This window comes from Pseudomonas sp. FFPRI_1, from assembly GCF_055384485.1.
This window is the reverse complement of sequence record NZ_AP029168.1, coordinates 2,256,890-2,280,828: the sequence shown is the minus strand read 5'-3', so window position 1 is coordinate 2,280,828 and position 23,939 is coordinate 2,256,890. Positions and strand designations below refer to the sequence as shown.

At 64.1% G+C, this 23,939-nt stretch carries 23 protein-coding genes, 6 tRNA genes and 1 pseudogene; 9 read left to right on the top strand and 21 right to left on the bottom strand.

Annotated elements, in window-relative coordinates:
- The first annotated feature begins 36 nt into the window (after nt 1–36).
- On the top strand, nt 37–444 hold the full coding sequence (locus ACZ5BO_RS10360; protein WP_025128676.1) for a PA2817 family protein: 408 nt from the start codon (nt 37–39) through the stop codon (nt 442–444).
- Between the two features lie 166 nt (nt 445–610).
- On the opposite strand, the gene ACZ5BO_RS10355 is transcribed toward ACZ5BO_RS10360, so the two are convergent.
- Nucleotides 611–1,564: a LysR family transcriptional regulator gene (locus ACZ5BO_RS10355; protein WP_025128675.1), complete on the bottom strand. Its 954-nt coding sequence runs from the start codon at nt 1,562–1,564 to the stop codon at nt 611–613.
- A gap of 89 nt (nt 1,565–1,653) precedes the next feature.
- Between ACZ5BO_RS10355 and ACZ5BO_RS10350 the strand changes: the two genes are divergently transcribed.
- Nucleotides 1,654–2,280: an alanyl-tRNA editing protein gene (locus tag ACZ5BO_RS10350; protein ID WP_025128674.1), complete on the top strand. Its 627-nt coding sequence runs from the start codon at nt 1,654–1,656 to the stop codon at nt 2,278–2,280.
- 42 nt (nt 2,281–2,322) lie between these two features.
- Nucleotides 2,323–2,955, top strand: a complete 633-nt coding sequence (locus ACZ5BO_RS10345; RefSeq protein ID WP_464699559.1) for a LysE family translocator — start codon at nt 2,323–2,325, stop codon at nt 2,953–2,955.
- 120 nt (nt 2,956–3,075) lie between these two features.
- Here the strand turns inward: ACZ5BO_RS10345 and ACZ5BO_RS10340 are convergent.
- The 6 genes from ACZ5BO_RS10340 to ACZ5BO_RS10315 form a co-directional block, all read right to left on the bottom strand.
- A tRNA-Gly gene (locus ACZ5BO_RS10340) sits at nt 3,076–3,151 on the bottom strand.
- A 3-nt stretch (nt 3,152–3,154) separates the two neighbouring features.
- Nucleotides 3,155–3,230, bottom strand: a tRNA-Glu gene (locus ACZ5BO_RS10335).
- A gap of 105 nt (nt 3,231–3,335) precedes the next feature.
- Nucleotides 3,336–3,411 (bottom strand) — tRNA-Gly (locus ACZ5BO_RS10330).
- A 3-nt stretch (nt 3,412–3,414) separates the two neighbouring features.
- A tRNA-Glu gene (locus ACZ5BO_RS10325) sits at nt 3,415–3,490 on the bottom strand.
- 105 nt (nt 3,491–3,595) lie between these two features.
- A tRNA-Gly gene (locus ACZ5BO_RS10320) sits at nt 3,596–3,671 on the bottom strand.
- Between the two features lie 2 nt (nt 3,672–3,673).
- Nucleotides 3,674–3,749, bottom strand: a tRNA-Glu gene (locus ACZ5BO_RS10315).
- A gap of 379 nt (nt 3,750–4,128) precedes the next feature.
- Here ACZ5BO_RS10315 and ACZ5BO_RS10310 point away from each other — a divergent pair.
- On the top strand, nt 4,129–4,887 hold the full coding sequence (locus tag ACZ5BO_RS10310) for a hypothetical protein (protein ID WP_029978377.1): 759 nt from the start codon (nt 4,129–4,131) through the stop codon (nt 4,885–4,887).
- Nucleotides 4,888–4,950: 63 nt separating this feature from the next.
- Here ACZ5BO_RS10310 and ACZ5BO_RS10305 read toward each other — a convergent pair whose 3' ends face one another.
- From ACZ5BO_RS10305 to ACZ5BO_RS10295, 3 genes and pseudogenes are all read right to left on the bottom strand, one after another.
- Nucleotides 4,951–5,655: a methyl-accepting chemotaxis protein gene (locus ACZ5BO_RS10305; RefSeq protein WP_371261309.1), complete on the bottom strand. Its 705-nt coding sequence runs from the start codon at nt 5,653–5,655 to the stop codon at nt 4,951–4,953.
- A gap of 204 nt (nt 5,656–5,859) precedes the next feature.
- Nucleotides 5,860–5,913 (bottom strand): annotated as a pseudogene (locus ACZ5BO_RS10300) (hypothetical protein); the annotation flags it as partial.
- Between the two features lie 1,200 nt (nt 5,914–7,113).
- Nucleotides 7,114–7,875 carry an SDR family oxidoreductase gene (locus ACZ5BO_RS10295; protein ID WP_025128670.1) on the bottom strand — a complete coding sequence of 254 codons (762 nt, stop codon included), beginning with the start codon at nt 7,873–7,875 and terminating at the stop codon, nt 7,114–7,116.
- A gap of 237 nt (nt 7,876–8,112) precedes the next feature.
- Here ACZ5BO_RS10295 and ACZ5BO_RS10290 point away from each other — a divergent pair, with 237 nt between their 5' ends.
- Nucleotides 8,113–9,117, top strand: coding sequence for an NADP-dependent oxidoreductase (locus tag ACZ5BO_RS10290; RefSeq protein ID WP_464699556.1), 1,005 nt, complete (start codon nt 8,113–8,115; stop codon nt 9,115–9,117).
- A 102-nt stretch (nt 9,118–9,219) separates the two neighbouring features.
- Here the strand turns inward: ACZ5BO_RS10290 and pyrF are convergent, their stop codons facing one another.
- Nucleotides 9,220–9,921: an orotidine-5'-phosphate decarboxylase gene (pyrF, locus tag ACZ5BO_RS10285; RefSeq protein WP_025128668.1), complete on the bottom strand. Its 702-nt coding sequence runs from the start codon at nt 9,919–9,921 to the stop codon at nt 9,220–9,222.
- 315 nt (nt 9,922–10,236) lie between these two features.
- Here pyrF and ACZ5BO_RS10280 point away from each other — a divergent pair, with 315 nt between their 5' ends.
- The 3 genes from ACZ5BO_RS10280 (at nt 10,237) to xopAW (ending at nt 13,004) form a co-directional block, all read left to right on the top strand.
- Entirely contained in the window at nt 10,237–11,001 is a 765-nt protein-coding gene (locus ACZ5BO_RS10280; protein WP_025128667.1) for a response regulator, read from the top strand.
- Complete coding sequence (locus ACZ5BO_RS10275) at nt 11,001–12,053, top strand: sensor histidine kinase (RefSeq protein ID WP_464699553.1); 1,053 nt, start codon at nt 11,001–11,003, stop codon at nt 12,051–12,053. The genes ACZ5BO_RS10280 and ACZ5BO_RS10275 overlap by 1 nt, the downstream gene beginning before the upstream one ends.
- A gap of 114 nt (nt 12,054–12,167) precedes the next feature.
- Entirely contained in the window at nt 12,168–13,004 is an 837-nt protein-coding gene (gene xopAW, locus ACZ5BO_RS10270) for a XopAW family type III secretion system calcium-binding effector (protein ID WP_464699551.1), read from the top strand.
- Between the two features lie 40 nt (nt 13,005–13,044).
- Here xopAW and ACZ5BO_RS10265 read toward each other — a convergent pair whose 3' ends face one another.
- The 10 genes from ACZ5BO_RS10265 to ACZ5BO_RS10220 form a co-directional block, all read right to left on the bottom strand.
- A complete protein-coding gene (locus ACZ5BO_RS10265) occupies nt 13,045–14,097 on the bottom strand; it encodes an AI-2E family transporter (protein ID WP_025128664.1) in 1,053 nt (350 codons plus the stop codon).
- 69 nt (nt 14,098–14,166) lie between these two features.
- Nucleotides 14,167–14,973 (bottom strand): DUF4892 domain-containing protein, encoded by an 807-nt coding sequence (locus tag ACZ5BO_RS10260; protein ID WP_464699549.1) that lies wholly within the window; start codon nt 14,971–14,973, stop codon nt 14,167–14,169.
- A gap of 8 nt (nt 14,974–14,981) precedes the next feature.
- Nucleotides 14,982–15,641 (bottom strand): glutathione S-transferase family protein, encoded by a 660-nt coding sequence (locus tag ACZ5BO_RS10255; protein WP_464699547.1) that lies wholly within the window; start codon nt 15,639–15,641, stop codon nt 14,982–14,984.
- 50 nt (nt 15,642–15,691) lie between these two features.
- Nucleotides 15,692–16,546 (bottom strand): alpha/beta hydrolase, encoded by an 855-nt coding sequence (locus ACZ5BO_RS10250; protein WP_025128661.1) that lies wholly within the window; start codon nt 16,544–16,546, stop codon nt 15,692–15,694.
- Nucleotides 16,543–17,349 carry an alpha/beta fold hydrolase gene (locus ACZ5BO_RS10245; protein ID WP_464699544.1) on the bottom strand — a complete coding sequence of 269 codons (807 nt, stop codon included), beginning with the start codon at nt 17,347–17,349 and terminating at the stop codon, nt 16,543–16,545. Before ACZ5BO_RS10245 ends, ACZ5BO_RS10250 begins: the two co-directional genes overlap by 4 nt.
- A gap of 114 nt (nt 17,350–17,463) precedes the next feature.
- Nucleotides 17,464–17,907, bottom strand: a complete 444-nt coding sequence (locus ACZ5BO_RS10240; protein WP_025128659.1) for a hotdog fold thioesterase — start codon at nt 17,905–17,907, stop codon at nt 17,464–17,466.
- 32 nt (nt 17,908–17,939) lie between these two features.
- On the bottom strand, nt 17,940–19,607 hold the full coding sequence (locus tag ACZ5BO_RS10235) for an AMP-binding protein (protein WP_464699542.1): 1,668 nt from the start codon (nt 19,605–19,607) through the stop codon (nt 17,940–17,942).
- Nucleotides 19,608–19,781: 174 nt separating this feature from the next.
- On the bottom strand, nt 19,782–20,231 hold the full coding sequence (gene sixA / locus ACZ5BO_RS10230; RefSeq protein WP_464699541.1) for a phosphohistidine phosphatase SixA: 450 nt from the start codon (nt 20,229–20,231) through the stop codon (nt 19,782–19,784).
- The gene (locus tag ACZ5BO_RS10225; RefSeq protein WP_025128656.1) at nt 20,228–20,575 is read right to left on the bottom strand and encodes a DUF4389 domain-containing protein; all 348 of its coding nucleotides are present in this window, start codon (nt 20,573–20,575) and stop codon (nt 20,228–20,230) included. Before ACZ5BO_RS10225 ends, sixA begins: the two co-directional genes overlap by 4 nt.
- Nucleotides 20,576–20,593: 18 nt before the next feature.
- Nucleotides 20,594–21,619, bottom strand: a complete 1,026-nt coding sequence (locus tag ACZ5BO_RS10220; RefSeq protein ID WP_025128655.1) for an NAD(P)H-dependent glycerol-3-phosphate dehydrogenase — start codon at nt 21,617–21,619, stop codon at nt 20,594–20,596.
- A 195-nt stretch (nt 21,620–21,814) separates the two neighbouring features.
- On the opposite strand from ACZ5BO_RS10220, the gene ACZ5BO_RS10215 reads away from it, so the two are divergent.
- A complete protein-coding gene (locus ACZ5BO_RS10215) occupies nt 21,815–23,938 on the top strand; it encodes a TonB-dependent receptor plug domain-containing protein (protein ID WP_464699538.1) in 2,124 nt (707 codons plus the stop codon).
- The last annotated feature ends 1 nt before the right edge of the window (nt 23,939 follow it).

Genomic DNA, 23,939 nt, shown 5'->3' with positions numbered 1-23,939 from the left:
ACTCCCGCGCCCGTTTTTGTTCTTGAGGACCCTGTCATGTCCAACATCGTCGCCGATCATCTCGTCCTGCTGGACCACCTGCGCAGCATCCTGGTGGCGGTGGGAGAAGCCGAACAGGTTCCCGAAGAAAGCCACGCGCTGTTCCTGGAGCGCTTCGATGAACTGCGCGCCTCGCTGCCGATCGATCCGATCGAAAGCCAGTACCTGGGCCAGGACCTGCTGTGCCAGACCATGCAGCGCTACCCGCAGATCGCCCATCTGGTGCCCCGCGACCTGTTGTGGTTCTTCGCCGGCGACTGCCTGCACTACATGCCCGATGAAGAAATCGACTTGTTCCAGGCCCTGGAGGAGCGTCGCTTCGAAGCCGAGCAGAATGACGAACCCTTCGACTGGAACCAGGAAAAGCAGCTGCTGGCGCTCTCCGCCCAGGACAGCAAGCACTGATCACTGCGCCTGACGCAGCCAGGGCCTGCACGGTTTGACCGGCGGGCCTTTTTTGTAGCCGCGACAAACCAGATCACCCTTCGCCCCCGTGGCAGCCGACTTGCCGGCGAAGAAGCCCTTGAGTCTTGCATCACCCTCGGAGTTACCTTCGCTGGCAAGCCAGCGCCTACAAGATGCGTTCTCCTTTGCCCGGGCGGTTCAGGGTCGGCTCCCTGGCCAGGCACTCCACCAGATAATCGATGAAGACCCGCAACTTGGGCGGCAGGTAGCGGGTCGGCGAATGCAGGAGCCAGGCGCCACCGTGGTAGGAGGCCAGGAAGGTCCACTCCGGCAGCACCTGGACCACCAGCCCCTGCTCCAGGGCGTGGCGCGCGGTGAAGTACGGCAGGCTGCCAATGCCCAGGTGCTGCAGCACCGCATCCAGGCGCACCCCAGTGTGGTTGGCGGCGTAACGCCCGCGCACGCCGACGGTCACCGCCTTGCCGCCCTGGGTGAATTTCCAGCGGGCATCACTGGGGGTTTCTCCCAGGTAAATGCAACTGTGCTGGCGCAGGTCCTGGGGGTGCAGCGGCGTGCCATGTTGCGCCAGGTACTGCGGGGTGGCACACAGCATGTGATCGATGCGCAGCAACTGGCGGCCAACCAACCCCGGAGGCGGACGATCGGTGATGCGGATCGCCAGGTCGACATTGTCTTCGATCAGGTCGATGTCCCGGTCTTCATGCAGCAGTTCGACATCCACCTTCGGGTAGCGCCGCAGGAACTCCGGCATATGGGGATGCACCACGAATCGCCCCACCGCCTTGGGCACACTGACCCGCACCACACCCTCGGCCTCGTGGGTGAACTGACCGCTGATCTCCATGACCGAACGGGCCGCACTGACCATCTCGCTGCAGCGCTTGAAGACCTCTTCGCCGCCGTCGCTCAAACGCAACTTGCGCGTGGTGCGTTGCAGCAGACGCGTGGCCAGGGCCTTCTCCAGCCGCGAGATGCTGCGGCTCACCGCCGACGGCGAGGAACCCAGCTGGCGTGCGGCCTCGGAGAAGCTGCCGGTCTCCACAACCCTGACGAAGATGGCCATTTCTGCCAGTAAAGGCAGAGGGAGATTTATGCTCATGACGCAATAGTCCATTGAGTTTTGAATGGATTATCACGCAATTACTCAAGCCCCATAATAAAAAAACACTTGGATTCAGGGTTTGAGAAATGACGCTTCGCCTGTACTTCGAACATGACCTGTTGACGGCCCCGGTAGAACTGCTGAGCTGCGCGCCCCAGGACGATCTGTTTGCCGCCACCCTGCTGGCCACGCCCTTTCATCCCCAGGGTGGCGGCCAACCCAGCGACACCGGCTGGATTGGCGAGGCCCGCGTGCTGCGGGTCACCCAGGAAGGCGAACAGATCGTGCATTACCTGAGCCAACCGCTGACGCCGGGAAGCCATGAGGCTCGTGTCGATGAAGAGCAGCGCCTGTTCAACAGCCGCATGCACTCCGCCGGACACTTGATTGGCCACTTCGTGCAAAGCCAGGGCTGGATACCCGTCAAGGCTCATCACTGGCCGGACGAGGGACGGGTGTCGTTCAAGCCCGGCGAACAACCTGGGGAAATCGACTGCGCCAGGGTGCAGAACGCCCTCGCACAATGGATCAGCGAGGATTTCCCCCGGCACATCTCCCTGGAGGCCGGGTCGCGCCAGATCAGCTTCGGCCAGTTGCCCGCCTACGGTTGCGGTGGCACCCACGTCCAGCACCTGCAACAGCTTGGGCGGGTGATCATCGACGCAGTCTCGGAAAAGAAAGGCACCCTCTCGGTCAGCTACAGCCTCGACTGAGCCTGCCCGTCCTCATTTACCTTCCTGCCTTGCGGAGTCCGCATGCTGTCCAATTATCTTGGCGAGTTTCTTGCCCTGGCCGTGGTTCACTTTCTTGCCGTGGTCGCCCCCGGACCGGACTTCGCCGTCACCATCCGCCAGAGCGTAGGCTTCGGTCGCATGACCGGTGTCTGCACCGCCCTGGGGATCGGCGCCGGCATTTCGGTACACGTGCTCTACACCCTGCTCGGGGTCGGTGCCCTGATGCACGCTACGCCCTGGCTGCTGAGCGCGGCCAAGCTGCTGGGCGGCGCCTACATTCTGTATCTGGGCATCAGCCTGTTGCGCAGCACGGCCAAGACCAGCCTCCCTGGCGACACAGCGCCGGACGAGCCGCAGCAGACTTTGCTGCGGGCCTTTATCACCGGCTTCCTGACCAACGCCACCAACCCCAAGGCGACCCTGTTTTTCCTGGCGATCTTCACCACCCTGGTCAGCGCCACCACACCGCTGAGCATTCAGGCGCTGTATGGCGCCTGGATGTGCCTGGTGAACGCCCTGTGGTTCGTCATCGTCGCGCTGTTCTTTTCCAGCGCCCGGGTGCGCCAGTTGTTCATGCGCCTGGGGCACTGGTTCGAACGCTGTATGGGGCTGATTCTGGTGCTGTTCGCCGGACGCCTGCTGCTGTCGCTGTGAGCGACCCACGACACAGGCCCGCACAGTCTGACTGGCGGGCCTTTTTAATGCATGGCAGGACGAAACCCTGAATCGCAGACAAACAAAAACGCCGCTCAATGAGCGGCGTTCTTGTGAATTTGGAGCGGGAAACGAGACTCGAACTCGCGACCCCGACCTTGGCAAGGTCGTGCTCTACCAACTGAGCTATTCCCGCAAATGGCGTCCCCTAGGGGACTCGAACCCCTGTTACCGCCGTGAAAGGGCGGTGTCCTAGGCCACTAGACGAAGGGGACACGCTACCCGGAACACATGGTGTGTGTTTCGGTGCCCAGAGCCGAATCCGAAGACGTTGGTTCTGGTTTCACTCAGCCCTGCCCGAAAGCAGCGCTGTTTAAAATTGGAGCGGGAAACGAGACTCGAACTCGCGACCCCGACCTTGGCAAGGTCGTGCTCTACCAACTGAGCTATTCCCGCAAATGGCGTCCCCTAGGGGACTCGAACCCCTGTTACCGCCGTGAAAGGGCGGTGTCCTAGGCCACTAGACGAAGGGGACACACTACCCGGAACACATGGTGTGTGTTTCGGTGCCCAGAGCCGAATCCGAAGACGCTGGTTCTGGTTTCACTCAGCCCTGCCCGAAAGCAACGCTGTTTAAAATTGGAGCGGGAAACGAGACTCGAACTCGCGACCCCGACCTTGGCAAGGTCGTGCTCTACCAACTGAGCTATTCCCGCATTGGCGTCCCCTAGGGGACTCGAACCCCTGTTACCGCCGTGAAAGGGCGGTGTCCTAGGCCACTAGACGAAGGGGACACGCTACAACATTCACTTCCTTCAACGTTTCGCTGTTTGCTTTCCGTTGAAAGTGGCGCGCATTCTATGGATGCTTTGGGGGGCCGTCAAGCCCCAGATATAATTTTATTTAAATCAATGACTTCGGGGTGGTTTGAGGCCCAGTTCGGGCTTTTCTGCCGTCCGCGCTTTGACGCCTATATTCTGGCACTCGACAAGGCGTTATAGTCCTCCGCAGCCGGTGATGGCAATTTGAACCCTGGGTTCTCCCCAAGCGTTTGCCACCTCTATAAACAGCACAACCGATACCCGGCTCGTCGAGCGGCGCTATGCGTCCAAATGCCAAGCCACTACACTCGCACGCGAATCCTATAACGAGGTTTTAACGGTGACACCACTCATGATCACCCTGCTGGTAATAGCCGGGATCGCACTCTTGATCGCCATTGGCTACATGAACCATGTGGTGGAAAACAACAAGCTGGAGAAGGCCCGCACCAAGGTCGAACTCAATGATCGCCTGCGTCGCTGCGGCGAAATCACCGAAACCTTTCCCGGCCAGTTCATGTCGCCGGGGCTCAAGTTGCTGCTGACCCGCCTGGAACTCAACGTCGTCCAGCGCATGCTCAACCTCGACAAGTCCGACAACGCCCTCAAGGCACGCCAGGCCGAACTCAATGCCCTGGTCGGTCAGGGTGAATCGATCCCGGTCAACAATCCGCCATCGCCGATCCAGACCGAAGCCAAGGCCAAGGATGTGCGCTTTCTATTGGAAGCCATGCACGGCCAGGTAACCCGCGCGGCTCATGACGGTTTCCTGCAACCCAATGAAGCCAAGCGCTGGATCAAGGAAATCCGCCATATCCTGGTGCTGCTGCACATCGAGTTCTTCAACAACCTGGGGCAATACGCCCTGCAGCAGAACCAACCGGGGCAGGCGCGCCTGGCCTTCGAGCGTGGTGTGCAGTACCTGCGCAAGCAACCGGACCCGGCAGTCTACAAGGAGCAGTTGGAGTACCTGGACAAACTCCTGGCGCGGGCCAATGCCATGGTGCTCTCGACCCTGGAACCGGCACCGGACGAAGACAACCAGCTGACCCAGGGCCTGAAGACCGTGGAAGCCGACGCCGACTGGAAAAAGAAAGCCATCTACGACTGACAGCAAAAAACCTTGCCCGGCACACCCGGGCAAGGGTTTTAAAGCGCTGCGCCCTCCTCGCCGCTACAAGCGGAAATGCCCCACCATCCCCTTCAGTTCCACGCCCAACTGCGCCAGCTCGATGCTCGACGCGGCGTTGCCCTGCATGGCCAGGGACGACTGATCGGCACTGGCGCGAATGCTGGTGACACTGCGGTTGATCTCTTCGGCCACCGAGCTTTGCTGCTCGGCTGCGGCTGCGATCTGCTGATTCATCTGCTGGATCAGCGACACCGCCGCGGCGATGCTGCCCAGGGCGCTCTCGGTCTGCAGGGCATCGCTGACCGCCAGCTTCACCAGCTCGCCACTGCTCTGGATCTGTTGCACTGAGGAATCGGCGGCAACATGCAAGGCGGCCACCAGGCGGGCGATCTCCTCGGTGGATTGCTGAGTGCGCTTGGCCAGGGCCCGCACCTCATCGGCCACCACGGCGAATCCCCGCCCCTGCTCCCCTGCCCTGGCAGCTTCGATGGCGGCATTCAGGGCCAGCAGGTTGGTCTGCTCGGCGACGCTCTTGATCACATCCAGCACGCTGCCGATATTGTCGATCTCGGCGCTCAAGCTCTCGATACCGCTGCTGGCACGGGTGGCGGAATCCGCCAATTGCTCGATGCGCTGCATGCTCTGGCGCACCACCTGCTGGCCGCTCTCGACCTTGTCGTCTGCCGCCTGGGCGGCCTGGGCCGCTTCCTCGGCGTTGCGCGCCACGTCGTGCACCGTAGCGGTCATCTGGTTCATCGCGGTGGCGACCTGCTCGGTTTCCTCCTTCTGGCTGCTGACCTCGAGATTGGTCTGCTCGGTCACCGTGGACAGCGACTGGGCCGACGTGGCCAGTTGCTCGATTCCGCTTTGCAAGCCGCTGACGATATTGCCCAGGCCCCGGCTCATCTGCTGCATGGCCAGCATCAATTGGCCGATTTCGTCCCGCCGGGTCACCGTCACCGTCGCGCTCAAGTCGCCTGCGGCAATCTGCTGGGCCACCTGCATCACGCTGCGCAGGGGGCGGACGATCAACCGGGTAATGCTCAGGGCCGCCAGCAACCCCACCAGCAAGGCCAGGGCCGAGGAGCCGATGATCAGCAAGGTGTTCTTCTTCAGCTCGCCCTGCATGGCCCCGTCTTCAGCCGCGTAGGCCTGGTCGACCCGGCCCATGACCTGGGCCGCGCGCTCACGCAACTGCTGATAGACCTGCTTCTCCTGGGCCAGCAGGCCGGTGTATTCGTTGAGCTTCTCACTGAAGTTGCCGATATGCCCCGACACCTCATTGAGCACCGTCTGGTAGCCCGCGTCCTTGATCACCGCCTTCAACTGCTCAGCCTGGGTCATGGCCTGCTCGGCCTGTTCGATCTTGCCCTGCTCGGCTGCCTCCTGGTCGTCGCCCTTGCGGTTCTGGTCCAGGCGCACCCGGGCTTCGTTCATGGCCTGCAACATCAGGCGCGAAACCTGGCTGATCTGATTGGCCTGCTCGATGAACTCGGCGCCCTCCTTGCCCTGGGTGTCCTTGAGCGTGTAGGCACCGTCATCCGCCAGGCCGGCCTGCAACACATCAAGGTTGTTGGCCACGCTGGACACTGACCAACTGGCCATTTCCAGGGCCAGCTCCTTGGCCTGGGTCAGTTCGACGAACTGATCGAAAGCCTTGCGATAATCCGCCAGGGCCTGCTCGACATCAGGCATGACCAACTGATTGGCCGGCGACTGCGCCTTGAGCTGCTCGGCCAGGGCCAGCAGGCCGTCCAGGCTCTCATGCAGGCTGTCCACGCTCTTGCCGTCGCCGTGGAGGGCGTAGTCCTGCTCCAGCAGGCGCACCTTGAGCACGCCACTGTTGAGCTGCGACATCTGCTTGAGGCCGTCGAAACGCTGGCTGATGGTTTGAGCGACCAGACGCCAATAGCGGCCACCAGCGCCGTCAAGAGCAACACCAGGGCAAAGCCGATGCCCAGTTTTTTCGCCATGCCCAGGTTGGCAAAACGTCCACTCGCGGCCGTAGTCATGGTGCGCAGTCCCCTTCCAATCCCCAATGGCGACAGGGCCATTTTGTCTTGGCAAAGGGTCGCAACGGCGCACACCGACGCACAAGTCTCTGGCGTCGGAATAATGGCAAAAAGCTACGCCGAAGTCGTTTTCAGGACGCTGGAGGTCGACTCCATCCCGTCGCGGCGTTACCTGCCGCCCTGGGCACCGACCTCAGATGGCGGTGGCGCCACCGTCGACCGCCAGCGCCTGGCCGGTGGTGAAGGCCGCACCATCGCTGCACAGGTAGAGCACGGCACTGGCGATTTCCTCGACCTTGCCGATGCGCCCCACCGGGTGCATGGCTGCGGCGAACTCGGCTTTCTTCGGGTCCGCCTCGTAGGCACGACGGAACATGTCGGTGTCGATCACCGCCGGGCACACCGCATTCACACGAATCTTCTTCTTGGCGTACTCGATGGCCGCCGACTTGGTCAGGCCGATCACCGCATGCTTGGACGCCGCATAGATGCTCATCTTCGGCGCTGCGCCCAGGCCCGCCACCGAGGCTGTGTTGACGATCGCACCGCCGCCCTGGGCCAGCAGCAGCGGCAACTGGTGCTTCATGCACAACCAGACACCCTTGACGTTGACCCCCATGATCGCGTCGAACTCGTCCAGCGTCCCCTCGGCCAGACGGCCTTTCTCGATCTCGATCCCGGCGTTGTTGAAGGCATAGTCCAGACGCCCGTAGGCCTCCAGGGTCCGGGCCATGAGCTGCTGCACCTCAGCTTCCAGGGTGACATTGCACGGCACGAACAGGGCCTCGCCCCCGGCCGCACGAATCAGTGCCACAGTGCCTTCGCCTCCGGCCACATCCAGGTCCGCCACCACCACCTTCAAGCCCTGCGCGGCAAACGCTTGGGCCGTAGCGCGACCAATGCCATTGGCGGCACCCGTCACCAGGGCCACCTGGCCGGAAAAAGTCATGCTCATCGATCAACTCCTTGAACAACCACAGGTCGGATAGTCGCGCATCTAGCCACAGCCCTCCGGAACCGCGGCAGCACTATCAAGGGCCCGGTTGGGGGCTCATGCATCGCAGTGATGACAGCCGCCGGCGCTTCATCACGCCACTGGATCGATGCCCATTCGCTGAGTCGGCACAGCTTGCGACATGGCTTCGCAAGGTCTATCAACTAGCTCTCCCCCCAACACCCTCGAGGGCCTGCCATGACCACCCAGACCAATCGCCAGTTCCTGCTCGCCAAGCGCCCGGTCGGCGCCGCGACCCGCGACACCTTCACCTACCAGCAGGTTGCAGTCGGCGCCCCCGGCCCGGGCCAGGTCCTGGTGAAGAACCACTACCTGTCCCTGGATCCGGCCATGCGCGGCTGGATGAATGAAGGCAAGTCCTACATCCCGCCGGTGGCCATTGGCGAGGTGATGCGCGCGCTGGGGGTGGGCCAGGTGATTGCCTCCAACACCCCGCAGTTCACCGTCGGTGATTACGTCAATGGCGCCCTGGGCGTACAGGACTACTTTCTCGGCGAGCCCCGGGGCTTCTACAAGGTCGATCCGGCGCTTGCACCGCTGCCGCGCTACCTGTCCGCCCTGGGAATGACCGGCATGACCGCCTACTTTGCCCTGCTGGACGTGGGTGCGCCCAAGGCTGGCGACACCGTGGTGCTGTCCGGCGCCGCCGGGGCGGTGGGCAGCATCGCCGGGCAGATTGCCAAGCTCAAGGGCTGCCGGGTAGTGGGCATCGCCGGCGGCCAGGACAAGTGCCGCTTTCTCATCGACGAACTGGGGTTTGACGGTGCCATCGACTACAAGAGCGAAGATGTCCACGCCGGCCTCAAACGCGAATGCCCGAAAGGCGTCGATGTGTATTTCGACAATGTCGGCGGCGACATCCTCGATGCAGTGCTCAGCCGCCTGAACCTCAAGGCGCGGGTGGTGATCTGCGGCGCCATCAGCCAGTACAACAACAAGGAAGCGGTCAAGGGCCCGGCCAACTACTTGTCGCTGCTGGTCAACCGTGCGCGCATGGAAGGTTTTGTGGTGATGGACTATGCCGCGCAGTTCGCCAGCGCCGGGCAGGAAATGGCCGGCTGGATGGCCAAGGGGCAGCTCAAGAGCAAGGAAGACATCGTCGAGGGACTGGAAACGTTCCCGGAGACGTTGATGAAACTGTTCAGCGGCGAGAACTTCGGCAAGCTGGTGCTCAAAGTTTGACGGGGGGACAGCCCCGCTGCGGGGGCTGATCTGGATCCTGACACCGGCGGCCTGCCGACCGGGCGCCGCCTGCAGCGGAACCCGGTCGGGGCGAACCGCAGGTTACAGGGCCAGTTCGGCCACCACGGCCGCCAGGGCCTTGGCCGGGTCTGCCGCCTGGCTGATGGGACGACCGATCACCAGGTAGTCGGAACCAGCGTCCAGGGCCTGACGCGGGGTGAGAATCCGTCGCTGGTCGTCCTGGGCGCTGCCCGCCGGGCGAATCCCCGGGGTCACCAGTTGCAGGGAAGGATGGGCGCTCTTCAGCGCCTGGGCTTCCAGGGCCGAGCACACCAGGCCGTCCATCCCGGCCTTTTGCGCCAGGGCAGCCAGGCGCAGCACCTGCTCCTGGGGTTCGATGTCCAGGCCGATGCCGGCCAGGTCCTCGCGCTCCATGCTGGTCAGCACGGTGACGCCGATCAGCAGGGGTTTTGGACCGCTGCGCTGGTCCAGCACCTCGCGGCAGGCGGCCATCATGCGCAGGCCACCGGAGCAGTGCACATTGACCATCCACACGCCCATTTCGGCAGCGGCCTTGACCGCCATCGCGGTGGTGTTGGGGATGTCATGGAACTTCAGGTCCAGGAACACTTCGAAACCCTTGTCGCGCAGGGTGCCGACAATCTCGGCGGCGCAGCTGGTGAACAGCTCCTTGCCGACTTTGACCCGGCACAGTTTCGGGTCCAGTTGATCGGCCAGTTTCAGTGCGGCGTCACGGGTGGGAAAATCCAGGGCGACGATGATAGGAGTCTGGCAGGCGGACATGAAGGGGCTCTCAGGCAAGTCGAAATCGGCGCGGATTGTAGCGCAAGCCGCGACGCTCCGGGACCCGATGAGAGGTAAATCCTCCTCAACGGCGATCGAGCCTGGCAATGCGCCCGGCAAATCCCCGTCGATCCGGGCTTTGTATCAAGCTCGATACACTGCCGACACGCCAGCAACACCCCCCGGCGCTACCCTCGCCAGCCGCAAGACCTTCGAACAGCACTTCCAGCCCCCAGGCCGGACGCCTATGCTGAAGCCACAACCTCGCCGTCGCCTCCTGGTGGCCGGCAGCCTACCTGGCAGATGACCGCACCCATGCATAACTCCCCAGCCCCTTTGCACGACGACTCCAAAGCCCCGGTCAATGGCGATGACAAGCGCTGGAACACCCGGGCGCTGATCGTCGACGACGACGTGCCGATCCGCGAGTTGCTGATCGACTACCTGGCGCGCTTCAACATCCACGCCAGTGGCGTCACCGATGGCGCGGCGATGCGCCAGGCCCTGCAGGCCGAGCACTACGACGTGGTGGTGCTCGACCTGATGCTGCCCGGTGAAGACGGCCTGTCCCTGTGCCGCTGGCTGCGCACCGAATCGGACATCCCGATCCTCATGCTCACCGCCCGTTGCGAGCCCACCGACCGCATCATCGGCCTGGAACTGGGGGCCGACGACTACATGGCCAAGCCCTTCGAGCCCCGAGAACTGGTGGCGCGGATCCAGACCATCCTGCGCCGGGTGCGTGACGACCGCAGCGAGCAGCGGGCCAACATCCGCTTCGACAACTGGCGCCTGAACAGCGTCCTGCGCCAGCTGATTTCCGCCGACGGCCTGGTGGTGCCGCTGTCCAACGCCGAATTCCGCCTGCTCTGGGTGTTCATCGAGCGACCGCGCCGGGTGCTGAGCCGTGAGCAATTGCTGGACGCTGCCCGTGGACGCTCCATCGAGGCCTTCGATCGCAGCATCGACCTGCTGGTATCGCGCCTGCGGCAAAAGCTCGGGGATGACCCGAAATCGCCGCAATTGATCAAGACCGTACGCGGTGAAGGCTACCTGTTCGACGCCCGAGACATCGGCTGATGCGTGGGCGCTTCGATACGCTGTTCGGCCGCCTGTTCGGCGTCTTGCTGATCGCGATCGTGCTCGCCCACCTGCTGGCCTTCTTCTGGTTTCACCATTACGGCCCGCCTCCACCACCACCGCCACCTCCTGCATCGGCAGGTCAGCTCAGCGGCCTGCCTCCCGGATCACCTCCGCCCTACCCCAGGCGTCCGCCACGCCCCTGGTTCGGCGGCCCGCTGGTGCCCCTGACGTTCCAGTTCATCTCGCTGATCATCGCCGCCTGGTACGGCGCCAAGCTGCTGTCACGGCCAATCCAGCGCCTGAGCGACGCCGCCGAGCGCCTGAGTGAAGACCTCGACAGCCCGCCCCTGGAAGAAGTCGGCCCACGAGAGGCGCGACAAGCAGCCAGCACCTTCAACCGGATGCAGAAGCGCATTCGCGAGCAAGTGCAGCAACGCGGGCGCATGCTCGGCGCGGTGTCCCACGACCTGCGCACCCCGCTGTCACGGCTCAAGCTGCGCCTGGAGCAAATAGAGGACAGCAAGCTGCAAGGGCAGATGCGCCAGGACCTGGACGACATGATCAAGATGCTCGACGCCACCCTCAGCTACCTGCATGAACAGCGCACCAGCGAGGCCGAGCAGTGGATGGACGTGCAGGCCCTGGCAGAATCCCTGTGCGAGAACGCCCAGGACCAGGGCGCCGACGTCCAGGCCCAGGGCCATTGCGCGCCGCTGCTGGTGCAGCCCATGGCGTTGCAGTCGTGCCTCAACAACCTGCTGGACAACGCCTTGCGTTATGCCGGGCAGGCCACCCTGGCCCTGGAAGACCACCGCGAACACCTGCTGATCCGGGTCATCGACCATGGGCCGGGGATTGCCGCCGACAAGCGCGAAGCGGTCTTCGAACCCTTCTTTCGCCTCGAAGGCTCGCGCAACCGCAACTCCGGCGGTGTCGGCCTGGGCATGACCATCGCCCGCGAGGCCGCGGTGCGCATGGGCGGCCAATTGCGGCTGGAGGAAACCCCAGGCGGCGGCCTGACCGCCGTCCTGCACCTGCCCCGCCCCTGAGCGCCTTGTGTAGCGACCGGTACAAAGCCCAAATACCCAGGACAACTGCTCCCCTGAGGCTGCCAGGGCCGGTGCACAGCCACCGGCTTCATTCATCCGCAGGGAGTGAGCCCAATGATCGGTAGTGTCAGCAGCAACTATTCGAGCTACTACAGCTCCAGCAGCAGTACCTCCAGCGTCAGCCGCGGCCAAACGTTGCACCAGGAACTGTTCGCCAAGCTCGACAGCAACGGCGACGGTGCAGTGGACCAGGACGAGCTGAACAGCGCCCTGTCACAGAAAGGCGACAACGGCATCCTGGTCGGCCTGAGCAAGCACTTCAGCGATCTGGACAGCGACGGCAACGGCAGCCTGAGCAGTGATGAAATGGCGGCCATGGCGCCGCCCCCGCGTCACGACCAGGCACCGAACACCGAGCTGGCGGATGCCCTGCTCAGCACCCTGGACAGCGATGGCGACGGGGCCATCAGCCATGATGAACTGAGCAGCGGCTTGAGCAGTACCGGCAGCAGCGCCGACAGCGAGCAGGTGTTCTCGGCCCTGGACAAGAACCAGGACGGCAACATCAGTATCGATGAGCTGACCGCCAGCCTGGCCCCGCCGCCAGCGCAGCAGGTTTCCGGCACCCCGTTGTTCAGCCAGCTCGACAGCGATGGAGATGGCAGCATCAGCGCCGGCGAACTGAGCACGGCCCTGCAGACCGGCGACAACAGCACCAGCACCGACAACAGCGCGGCGCTGCTGAAAATCCTCGACAGTGACAACAGCGGCGGCATCAGCAGCGATGAGCTCAAGGCCGCGTTGCAGGCCGGACGCAGTTCCGACGGCAATCGCCCGAGCGACTCATCCGCCATGGCTGACGCCCTGGACAAGCTGATCGCCAGCCTCAACCAGCAATATCAGTTGACCAGCAGCAGCCGGGTCGGCAGCAGCGTCAACGTCGCCGCCTGATGAGCCCATGCCGCTCCAGCCTGGAGCGGCAATGGGTGGCTCAGCGAGGTTCCTGGGCCCGAGCCTGGCTGGCGCTCCAGTCCAGCAGCAGGCTGTAGGCCACGGCCAGCAGGGTCGGGCCGATGAACAGGCCGATGAAACCAAAGGCGATCAGGCCCCCGAACACCCCGAGCAGCACGATCACCAGCGGCAGGTTGCCACCGCGACTGATCAGGTACGGCTTGAGCACGTTGTCGACGCCGCTGATGATGAACGTGCCCCAGATCCCGAGGAACACCGCCATCCCGTACTCACCCTTCCAGGCCAGCCAGGCCGTGGCGGGAATCCACACCAGGGGCGGCCCCATGGGAATCAGGCTGAGCAGGAAAGTCACGATCCCCAGTACCAGTGCGCCCGGCACGCCGGCGATGAGAAAGCCGATCAGGGCCAGCAGGCCCTGGGCCGCCGCAGTCCCGATCACCCCGTTGACCACTCGCTGCACGGTGCCGGCCACCAGGTCGATGTAATAGCCGGCGCGTTCGCCGATCAAGCGCTCCAGCAGCTTGTGCACGAACAGCGCCAGGCGCGGGCCGTCCCGGTAGAAGAAGAATACGAAGACGATGCTCAGGGTCAGTTCCAGGATACCGCCGCCGATCTGCGCACTGCGCGCCAGTAGCCAGTTGCCCACCTGCCCCAGGTACGGCTTGATCGCCAGCATCAGGGCCGCGCCCTGCTGGTCGATGCTGTTCCACCAGCCGACCGCCCGCTCGCCAATGAACGGTATGCCCGCCAGCCAGTCGGGGGCCGCGGGCAACCCATCCACCTGCACGTCCTTGATGAAGGCCGTGGCATCGCGCACATGGTCCGCCAGGTTCAGGCCAAGCCAGACCAGCGGCGCCGCCACCAGCACCATCCAGCCCAGGGTCAGCAAGGCTGCGGCCAGGGATTCTCGCCCCTTGAGCCAGCGGGTCAGCAGGCGCATCAGCGGCCAGCTGGCAAACGCCAGCACCGCGCCCCAGAACAGCGCCGACCAAAATGGCGCCATCACCCAGAAGCTGGCACCGAACAACACCAGGAGCAGGATCTGCACCAGCAGGCGATCGTTATTGGGCATGAAGTGTCTCGCGCAAGGATAAACAGAGAAGAGTAGGCGAACCCGCAATCGCAGGCCGCCTGAAACAGCTTAACGCAGTAATTCGAAATGCAGGCCGGTGGCTTCGGTGTCGCCGGTTTCCATGCGCGTCGCCAGCACGCCCTGGCCGATCAGGGCCTGGCGCCAGGCTTCGGCCTGCTTGCCGGAGAGGCTGACACGCATCGTGGTGTCCAGGTTCAGCCCGCGGGACAGCAGGTTGAGCCAGGCCGGCTGGGGCCCCGCGCTCAGCTTCGGCAGGTCCAGCGTACCGGTGTCCTTCAACTGCCGCAGCAGGGTCGCCGAGGTCGGCAACAGATCACCCAGGGGCGCGCTGGCATCGAATTGCTCCACATGCAGGTAGGCCCGGCGATTGCCCCGGGTGATGCTGTACAGGGCCACCAGGGAGTTGTCCTGGGGCGCTGCCAGGCGCAGCAACAGATAGGCCTGCTGCTCGTCGGCCCCCAGCAGCTTGGCGTTGCCGAAGACTTCGTTGGCCCACAGGCTGCTCTCACCGCAGTCCCGCGCCTGGCACCAGAACAACAGCTCGGCCCCCTGCTTCTGCAAGGCTTCCCGCGCCAGGGTGAATGCTTCGGTGGAGGTGCGCTCGGCCGGTAGCTGGTAGGTGATGGCGGTGAGCTTGCCCCGGGCATTGACCTGGCCGTCGAAACGCAACTGGCCGCTGATCTTGCGGATCGAGCCCATGGGGTAGACCCGTTCCTGCTCCACTTCGGGTCGGTAGTCGACGATCTGGGCATCGGTCAGACGGGGCACCAGGGGCAGGTCGTGGCTGCCGGGCAGGTCGGCGGCGACCGCCAGGGCACTGACGAAGGACAGGCCCAGAACACTGATTGAACGCATGGAGGCTCTCATCGGATAAGCATGGCCTGGGCACCCTTGACGACACTGGCGTCATCGTTGCGCTGCGGAATCTGCAAGCCGCGCTGGACCGCAGGCCGGGCCTCCAGGGCCGCCATCCAGCGTTGCAGGGCCGGCAAGCCCTGCACCGAGACGTCGGACCACTCATGACCGCGCACCCAGGGGAAGGTCGCGATGTCGGCAATGCTGTAGTCCCCGGCCAGGTATTCGGCCTGTTGCAGGCGCGTGTCGAGCACTTCATACAGGCGCCGGGTTTCATGCTGATAGCGATCGATGGCGCCCTGGAGCTTTTCCGGGAAATAGCGGAAGAACACGTTGGCCTGGCCCTGCATGGGCCCTATGCCGCCCATCTGGAACATCAGCCATTGCATGACGATGGAGCGGCCCTTGGGGTCGGCAGGCAGCAACTGGCCGCTGCGTTCGGCGAGGTACACCAGGATGGCGCCGGATTCGAATACTGCGAAATCGTCGTTGTCACGGTCGACAATCGCCGGAATACGCCCATTGGGATTGATCTTCAGAAACGCCGGCGCCTTTTGCTCCTGCTTGTCGAAACTCAGGGCATGCACCGTATAGGGCAGGCCGAGTTCTTCAAGCAGGATCGAAACCTTGTGGCCATTGGGGGTCGCAGCGGTGTACAGATCTATCATGGTTGTCTCCCATTTCAACCCGCCCAGCCTCGACAGTTGACCCGGTCAAGTCAAGGAACGGCGAAAAACCGATTGAAACAGTCTGCGACAAAGCCTGCACCGATTTCGTCGTTGAGGTGCAGGTGATGCCCGCCCGGCAGCTGTTCACGGCTAAAGGGCAAGCGCTGCAACAGGGCGTCGTGCTTGGCCAGCATGCCATCCGCGGCCACCACCAGTTGCGTCGGGCAACTGACTCGCTGGACGAAGGACATCGCCTGCTCATCGGTCAAACGCAGTGGCGAAGCCAGGGTCAGGCGACTGTCGCTGCGCCAGGTATACCCGCCCGGCACCGGCATCAGGCCACGCTGGGCCAGCAATTCGGCAGCTTCGCGACTGACCGCCACCAACCCCTTCATCCGCGCCTCGATGGCCCGTTCCAGGGTGCTGTAGACCGGCTTGCTCTTGCCCTGCAAGGCCAACTGCGCCTGCAACGCCATGCCCAGGCGCTCGGCGCTGCCCTCGGCACTGGCCGTCGGCGGAACGACGCCATCGATCAAGGCCAGGTGGCTGACCCGCTCCGGCAGCGCTGCTGCCAGCACCAGGGACACAATCGCCCCCAGGGAGTGGCCGATCAGGGCAAAGCGTTTCCAGCCCAGTTGCTCCGCCACCTGCAGCACGTCGTACGCATAGTCCCAGAGGGCGTAGCCGGCCCCCGGGGGACGATGCCCGGAGTGACCGTGCCCCGCCAGGTCCAGAGCAATGATGCGCAGGCCCTTGAGCCTGGGCGCCAGGCGGGCAAAGCTGTTGGCATTGTCCAGCCAGCCATGCAGGGCGATGACCGGCAAGCCGTCCTCGGGCCCGAACAGATGGGCCGCCAGCTCGATATGGGGCAGGCTCAGGCGGACTTCTTCAACGGCAGCGCTCATGCACAACTCCGTGGCTGGCGGCCTTCCCAACGGCTGAACAGCGCCTTGAGCAGGGTCGCCGTGTCCTGGGGCCGCTCAAGGGGAAACATGTGGCCGCCTGGCATGGTCAGCGACTCGCCCTGGGGCATGCGCCCGACGGCGCTGGTGTGATGTCGCATCACCACCCGGCTCTGCTGGCCGCGCACGACCGCCAGGGGCACCTTGAGCTGACGGGCGCTACCCGGGCTGGTGTGGGGCACGCCGCGATAGATGCTGATCTCGGTGGCCGGATCGAAGCGCAAGCGCAGGCGATCGCCCACCGGCTGCAGGCCGTACTGCAGATAGGCGTCGAGGCAGTCCGGATCGAAGGCGCGAAACAGCGTCTTGCGGGAAAAATAACTGCGCGCGGACTCGATATCGGCGAACTCTTCGCGACGTCCCAGGGTTCGCCCGGCCGGGGTCAGGCGGTCGATGAAGCCAAAGCGCTTGGCCGCGCGGATCACCCACTGGTCGGCCCGGGTCAGTACCGGCGAGTCGAGCATCACCACCCCGCGATACAGCTCCGGGCAGCGCAGCGCCGCATGCAAGTGCAGCACCCCGCCCAGCGAATGCCCCACGCCCCAGACAGGCTCGGCCTGCTGTTGCAGGTGGTGGATCAGTTCGTCCACCAGGCTGCGCCAGTTATCGTCCACCGGAAAGCGCGGATCGTGGGCATGCTGCGGCAAATGGACCACATCGAATTCAGGCGCCAGGGCAGCGAACAGCTTGCCGTAGGTGCCCGATGGAAACCCATTGGCGTGAGCGAAAAACACCTGTTGCGACATACCGGCACATCCATCCATCAAACGAGTTGCGATTGTCCGCAAGCCCCTGCACCAGGGCAATGACCGTAACGGACAGGAATACTGACACCCGGGCTCAGCCTATGTAGCCGGCCCTCAGGCTGCCGGCGGGGTCTGCCCCAGCGGCACCACCGCCATGGTCAGGCGCGAAACGCAACTGGCCTTGCCTTCATCACTGCTCAGGCGGATGTCCCAGACGTGGGTGGTGCGACCGATATGAATCGCCCTGGCCACCGCCGTGACCCGACCGCTGCGCAAGCCCCGCAGGTGATTGGCGTTGATCTCCAGCCCCACGCAGTAGAACTTGCTGGCATCGATGCACAGGTAGCTGGCCATGGAGCCGACGGTTTCCGCCAGTACCACCGAGGCCCCACCGTGCAACAGGCCATAGGGCTGGTGGGTGCGATGGTCGATGACCATGCTCGCCGTCAGCGATTGCTCGTCATAGGACTCGAAGCGAATATCCAGCACTTCGCCGATGGTGTTCTTCTGGATTGCATTCAATTGTTCGATGTTCGGAATGGTACGCCACAGACTCATCGCCGCTTCCTTCTTTGGGTGGTTGGTGCCGCTCAATCCTGCCACAGCACGGCTTCGCTGCGCTCGCTCCAGCTCTGGAAATTGCCGCCATAGGTGGCCTCGATCACGTTGCGCTTGATCTTCAGGGTCGGGGTCAGGAAACCGTTTTCCACCGCCCAGCTGTCCTTGACCACCACCAGTCGGTGCAGGCGTTCATGCTTGTCCAGGCTGGTATTGACCTGGGCCAGCAGGTTTTCCAGGCTGCTGTGCAGGCCCTCCCGGGCATTGCCGGCAGCAGCCTGCAATCCCGCCGCCGACAGCACGCACAAGCCCAGCGGCGCACTCAATCCGTCGCCCACCACACACACCTGCTCGATGTGCGAATGCACCGCCAGGCGGTTCTCGATCGGGGCCGGGGCCACGTACTTGCCCTTGCTGGTCTTGAAGATTTCCTTGAGCCGGCCGGTCAGGCGCAGGTTGCCCGCGGCATCCTGTTCGCCCTTGTCGCCGGTGCGCAGGAACCCATCCTCGGTGATGGTCTCCCGGGTTTTCTGCGGGTCCTTGTAGTAGCCCTGCATGGTGGCGCCACTGCTGACCTGGACCTCCCCGGCCTCGTCGATGCGCACCACCACCTCCGGGCAGGGCCGGCCAATCCACCCGGGAACATGTTCCCCGGAGCGGCCGATGTGGGAGTAACCGCAACTCTCGGTCATGCCGTACACCTCCAGCACGTCCAGGCCCAGGCGGCGATACCAGTGCAGCAACGTCTGGGGGACCGGCGCCGCTCCCGACAGGGCCACCCGCAAGGCGTCCAGGCCCAGGCCGGCGAGGACCTTGTGGCCAACGCGCTTGCCGATGAAGGGCAGGCCCAGGAGAAACTCCAGGCGCTTGGCCGGGACCTTGCTGTAGACCCCCATCTGGAACTTGGTCCAGATCCGCGGCACGCCGAACAGCGCCGTGGGCCTGGCCCGTTGCAGGTCGGCGAGGAAGGTGTCCAGGCTCTCGGCGAAGAACACCGTCTGCCCGGTGTAGATCGCCGCCAGCTCGACGAACATGCGTTCGGCCACGTGGCACAGCGGCAGGTAGGACAGCAGCCGGTCCTCGGGGCCCAGGCCGAAGAGCTGGACGCCGTGGCTGGCGGCGAAGCCCAGGTTGGCAAAGCTGTGCATGACGCCCTTGGGCAGGCCCGTGGTGCCGGAGGTATAGATGATGGTGGCCAACTGGTCCGCCGCCGGGCTCGGGTTGTCCGTGATCGGCTCGCAGCGCTGGAGGTCGTCCCAGCTGAAGTCGAAATGGCCTTCGGGGCCCAGCGGCAGACGGATGCTGGGCAACCCGGCGCGGACTCCCGGCGCCATGCCCGGCCAGTCATCGAGCTTGCCGATGAACACCAGGGCCGACTCGGAATGCTCCAGCACCTGGGCCACCGATTCGGCGGTAAGGTTGGGGTACAGCGGCACCGAAACGTGGCCGGCCATCCAGATCGCCAGGTCGCTGATGATCCAGTGCGCGGAGTTCTTGCCGATGATGGCGATATGGCTGCCCGGGGCCAGTTGCCGCTCCCGCAGCCATTGAGCGGCACGTCGGGCCTGCTGGCCGACCTCGAACCAGTTCAGCTCTTGCACCTGTCCGCCAGCGCTGGGCTGGACCAGAAAGCGTTGCTGGGGATGACGAGCTTCGCGCTCGTAGAACACTTGCAGCGGCAAACGAAAAGCAGCAGACATGACTCGCTCCTTTGTTCTTATTCTGTTCGTGATACCAGCCAACCAAGCACTTGCTCGGTCGACTATTCCACGCACACAGGAGCGCTGCAAGTTAAGAAATGTAGCGAATCACTATCGGCTATCGCTCAGGTCCGGATACAGCGGCGGCCTGGGTTTGGCAGGCCGCCGCGGGCATCAGGGATGCTTGACGCCATTGAGGGTCATCAGCCCCGCCAGTGGCCAGTCGCCTTCCAGTTCCGCCAGGCTGGCGGTGTTCATGGGCTGAGGATCGCGCAGATGGCCGTGCTGCAACAGACCGATCAGGTTGCCCACCAGGGGTTGATGGCTGACCAGCAGCAGGTTGTCGGCACTCTCCAACTGCTCCAGCACCAGCAGCGGATTGGCCTCGGGCATCAGCCAGGACACCGTGCGGATTTCACCCTCGAAGCCCAGGGCCTGATGCACCAGTTGGGCGGTCTGCTGGGCGCGCACGTAAGGGCTGGCGATGATCGCGCTGATGGGCTGGCCGATCAGCTGCGCAGCGCTGCGCAGCACCTCCTCGCGACCGTGAGCGGTGAGATTGCGCTCGGCATCGGTGGCCGCATGGGATTCGGCCTGGCCATGCCGCAGTACCCACAGCTTCACAGCTTGGGCTCCTCGTCACGGGCCGGATGGGCGGCGGGCGGCACGCTGTGGGGGGCTTCGCCCTCAGGCGCCCGCGGGGTTGGCCAATCGGCGAACGGCCAGGGCTTGTGTTCAGTGTGGAAGCTGCCGAAACGGCCGATCTGGGCCAGGAACTGGCTCAGGCTGTCACCAAAATTCATCAGGCTGGCATTTGGCGCGCCGTAGATCAGCCGATAGATCAACTGCACCAGGACCAGGGCGCCGAGCAGAAACTGGGCCACCTGCCACACCAGCACGAACACCAGCATCCACAACACGCGCAGGAGGATGGATTCGTATTTGGCTTCGGAATTCGTATCGTTCATATCTGGCTCCTGTACTGCTCAGTTGAATCCGCTGGTGGAGATAAAGTCGACGTCGGTTTTCGGCTCGCCGCGCATCAGCAACTCGATCACCTGGTTCAGCGTACGCCCTTCGAACAGGATCGCGTGCAGCCCGGCCACCAGCGGCATGTACACCCCAAGCTCCTGGGCCTTGGCCTTGAGCACCTTGAGGGTGTTGACGCCTTCGGCCACTTCACCCAGGCGGGTCACCGCCTCCTCCAGGCTCAAGCCCTGGCCCAGGGCAAAGCCCACCTGGTAGTTGCGGCTCTTGGGCGAGGAACAGGTGACGATCAGGTCGCCGACCCCGGCCAGGCCGAGGAAGGTCATGGGGTTGGCGCCCTGGCTCACGGCAAAGCGAGTCATTTCCGCCAGCGCGCGCGTGATCAGCATGCTCTTGGTGTTCTCGCCCATACCCAGGGCCACCGCCATGCCGGCGATGATCGCGTAGACGTTCTTCAAGGCCCCGCCCAGCTCCACGCCGAAACGGTCGGCACTGGCGTAGACCCGGAAGGTCCGGCCATGCAACGCGGCCTGGACCTGCTGGCACAGGGCTTCGTCCTCACTGGCGACCACCGTGGCGGTCAAGGCATGCTCGGCCACTTCCCGGGCCAGGTTGGGGCCCGAAAGCACGCCGATCCGGGCCTGGGGCGCGATCTCTTCGAGAATCTCGCTCATCAGTTTGAAGGTCTGGGCTTCGATGCCCTTGGTCAGGCTGACCAGCATCTTGCCGCTGAGCAGCTCGGCGTGGGGCGCCAGCACCGAGCGCAGGGCGCTGGAGGGCAAGGCGACAAAACACAGGTCGCTGCCATTCAGGGTGGCCAGCAGGTCGGTAACCGGCTCCACTGCCGGATGAATCTTGATGCCCTTGAGGTAGCGCGGATTTTCGCGATTGACCCGAATGGCCTCGGCCTGCTCGGGATCACGCATCCACTGCCGCACCGGATGGCCGTTCTCGGCCAGCAGATTGGCCACGGCGGTACCAAAGCTTCCGCCTCCCAGGACCGCAATAGGGCGCTGTTGTGTCATATGCAATCCGTTTATCCATAGCAGTGGCGATGGCGGCATTATACGGGGCGGTTTTCTCACCACCAGCCCCAGCGACCATTCAGGCGCTCTGTCGGGAACAGGTGGAGTCATTCGGGGAATGTCGGGGTTATCGACTGGAAAACTCGACTGTCTCGGTTAACATGCGCGCCATCCATCAAGATTCAAGGCTGTGTCGTGTCCGTTGGTCCCTCACCTCTTCGTCTGTCATTGCTGCTGGGCATGTTGTTCGGCCACTCGGTGCTGGCCGACGATCTGTTCCTGGACGGCCCGGCCCTGCCCGAGGTACTGACCGCCACGCGCCTGAAACAGTCCCCCGCCGCGGTTCCCGGGAGCATGACCGTGCTCGACACCGAACTGATCAAGGCCAGCGGCGCCCGGGACATCAGCGAGCTGCTGCGCCTGGTACCGGGAATGATGGTCGGGGCGGTCAGCGGCAACGAGGCGACGGTCAACTATCACGGCACCAATGCCAGCCAAGCCCGGCGCATGCAGGTCCTGATCGACGGGCGCTCGGTGTACCGCGCCGGGCTGGCGACAGTGGACTGGAGCGATATCCCGGTGGCCATGGAGGACATCGAGCGCATCGAGGTGTTCCGCGGCCCCAACACCGTCAGCTACGGCGCCAACGCACTGATGGCGGTGGTCAACATCATCACCCGCTCGCCGGCCAGCAGCCACGGTACGCGCATCAAGGTGACCCGGGGCCAGCGCGGCATCAGCGACTGGTACGCCAGCCAGGGCACCGGCTGGGAAACCGGCGACCTGCGGTTGTCGCTGTCGGGCCAGGAAGATGACGGCTTCGACCACAATCGCCTGGGCGCCGACTACCGCGACAGCAAGCGCTTGAACCGCTTCAGCCTGTCGGTGAGCCAGATGCTCAATGAACAGCAGAGCATCGACTGGCAGCTGAATGCCAAGGAAGGAACCAACCAGAGGCCGTATACCTATCAGCCGGTGTTCTACGGCGTGTCCCAGCAAGGCAACAATTCCGACGTGGTGGCCAAGGACTATGCCGGATCGCTGCGCTGGAACCTGGAGCTCAATCCGCAGCACAGCCTATATATCCAGGGTTCGGCCCAGCACTGGGATCGCCAGCAGACCTGGCGCGCCTGCGACGCGGCCATTTCCTTCAGCCCCGAGCTGACGCGCCTGTGGCAGCTCAATCCGAACTACGCCGAGCGCCTGGCGCGCCACATGCCCGATTATTTAAGCGCAGCGCCCAGCGGAACCCCGACGGAACAGGCATTGGCCACCCAAGTCATCGACCAGTGGAAAACCGGCGGTGGCAAGAACACCGTCTGCGGCAACATCGACCAGAGCGCCCGGGAAACCCGCTATGACCTCGAACTGCAGGACACCCTGAGCCTCTCGGACAACCTGCGCCTGGTCAGCGGCATGAACTATCGTTACGACCGGGCCGACTCCGAAACCTACTTCAACGGCACCCTCGATGACACCACCTGGCGCCTGTTCGGCCAGCTGGAATGGCGGGCCAGTGAACACTGGCTGATCCAGGGCGGGGCAATGTACGAAGACACCCAGCTGACCGGCAACTCCCTGACCCCGCGAGTGGCGGTCAACTACCTGATCAACCCGCGCCATGGCTTGCGAGCCGTGTATTCGGAAGCCATCCGCTCCCCGGACATGTTCGAGAACAACGTCAACTGGAGCTACCGGGTCACCGGCCTGAGCACCCCGCTCAACGGCCAGACCAGCGCCCAGTACTTCGTCAAGACCCGCGGCCCCGGTGACCTCGACCAGGAGCACATGCGTTCGCGGGAGCTGGGCTACAACGGCTACTTCGTCGACCAGGCGCTGAACCTCGACGTCAAACTGTTCTACGACGAAATCACCGGGATGATCAGCGAGCCGCTGCGCAACAATCAGTACATCGCCAGCAACAGCAACTCGTCACGTTTCTCCGGCACCGAGACCCAGGTCGACTGGCAACTGAGCCGCGCCGACCGCCTGCGCCTGACCTACGCCTACGTCCACGCACAAGCCAGCAACCGCCTGGACCAACACCTGACCGCCAGCAACAGCGGCTCCGCCGGCTGGCTGCGCAATTGGGGCCGAGGCTGGTCCAGCGCGCTCTTCTACTATGGCGACAATGCGCTCAACGGCTACCGCTTCGAACGGGTCGACACCCGCATCGCCAAGCGCCTGGCCCTGGGCAAGGCCAGCCTGGAACTGGCCGGCACCCTGCAGCAGCGCCTCGACCACGAGCCCACCACCTTCGCCGACAATCGCTACGATTCCCGGCATGTGGTCTATTTCAGCGCGGAGCTCGAGTTCTGAT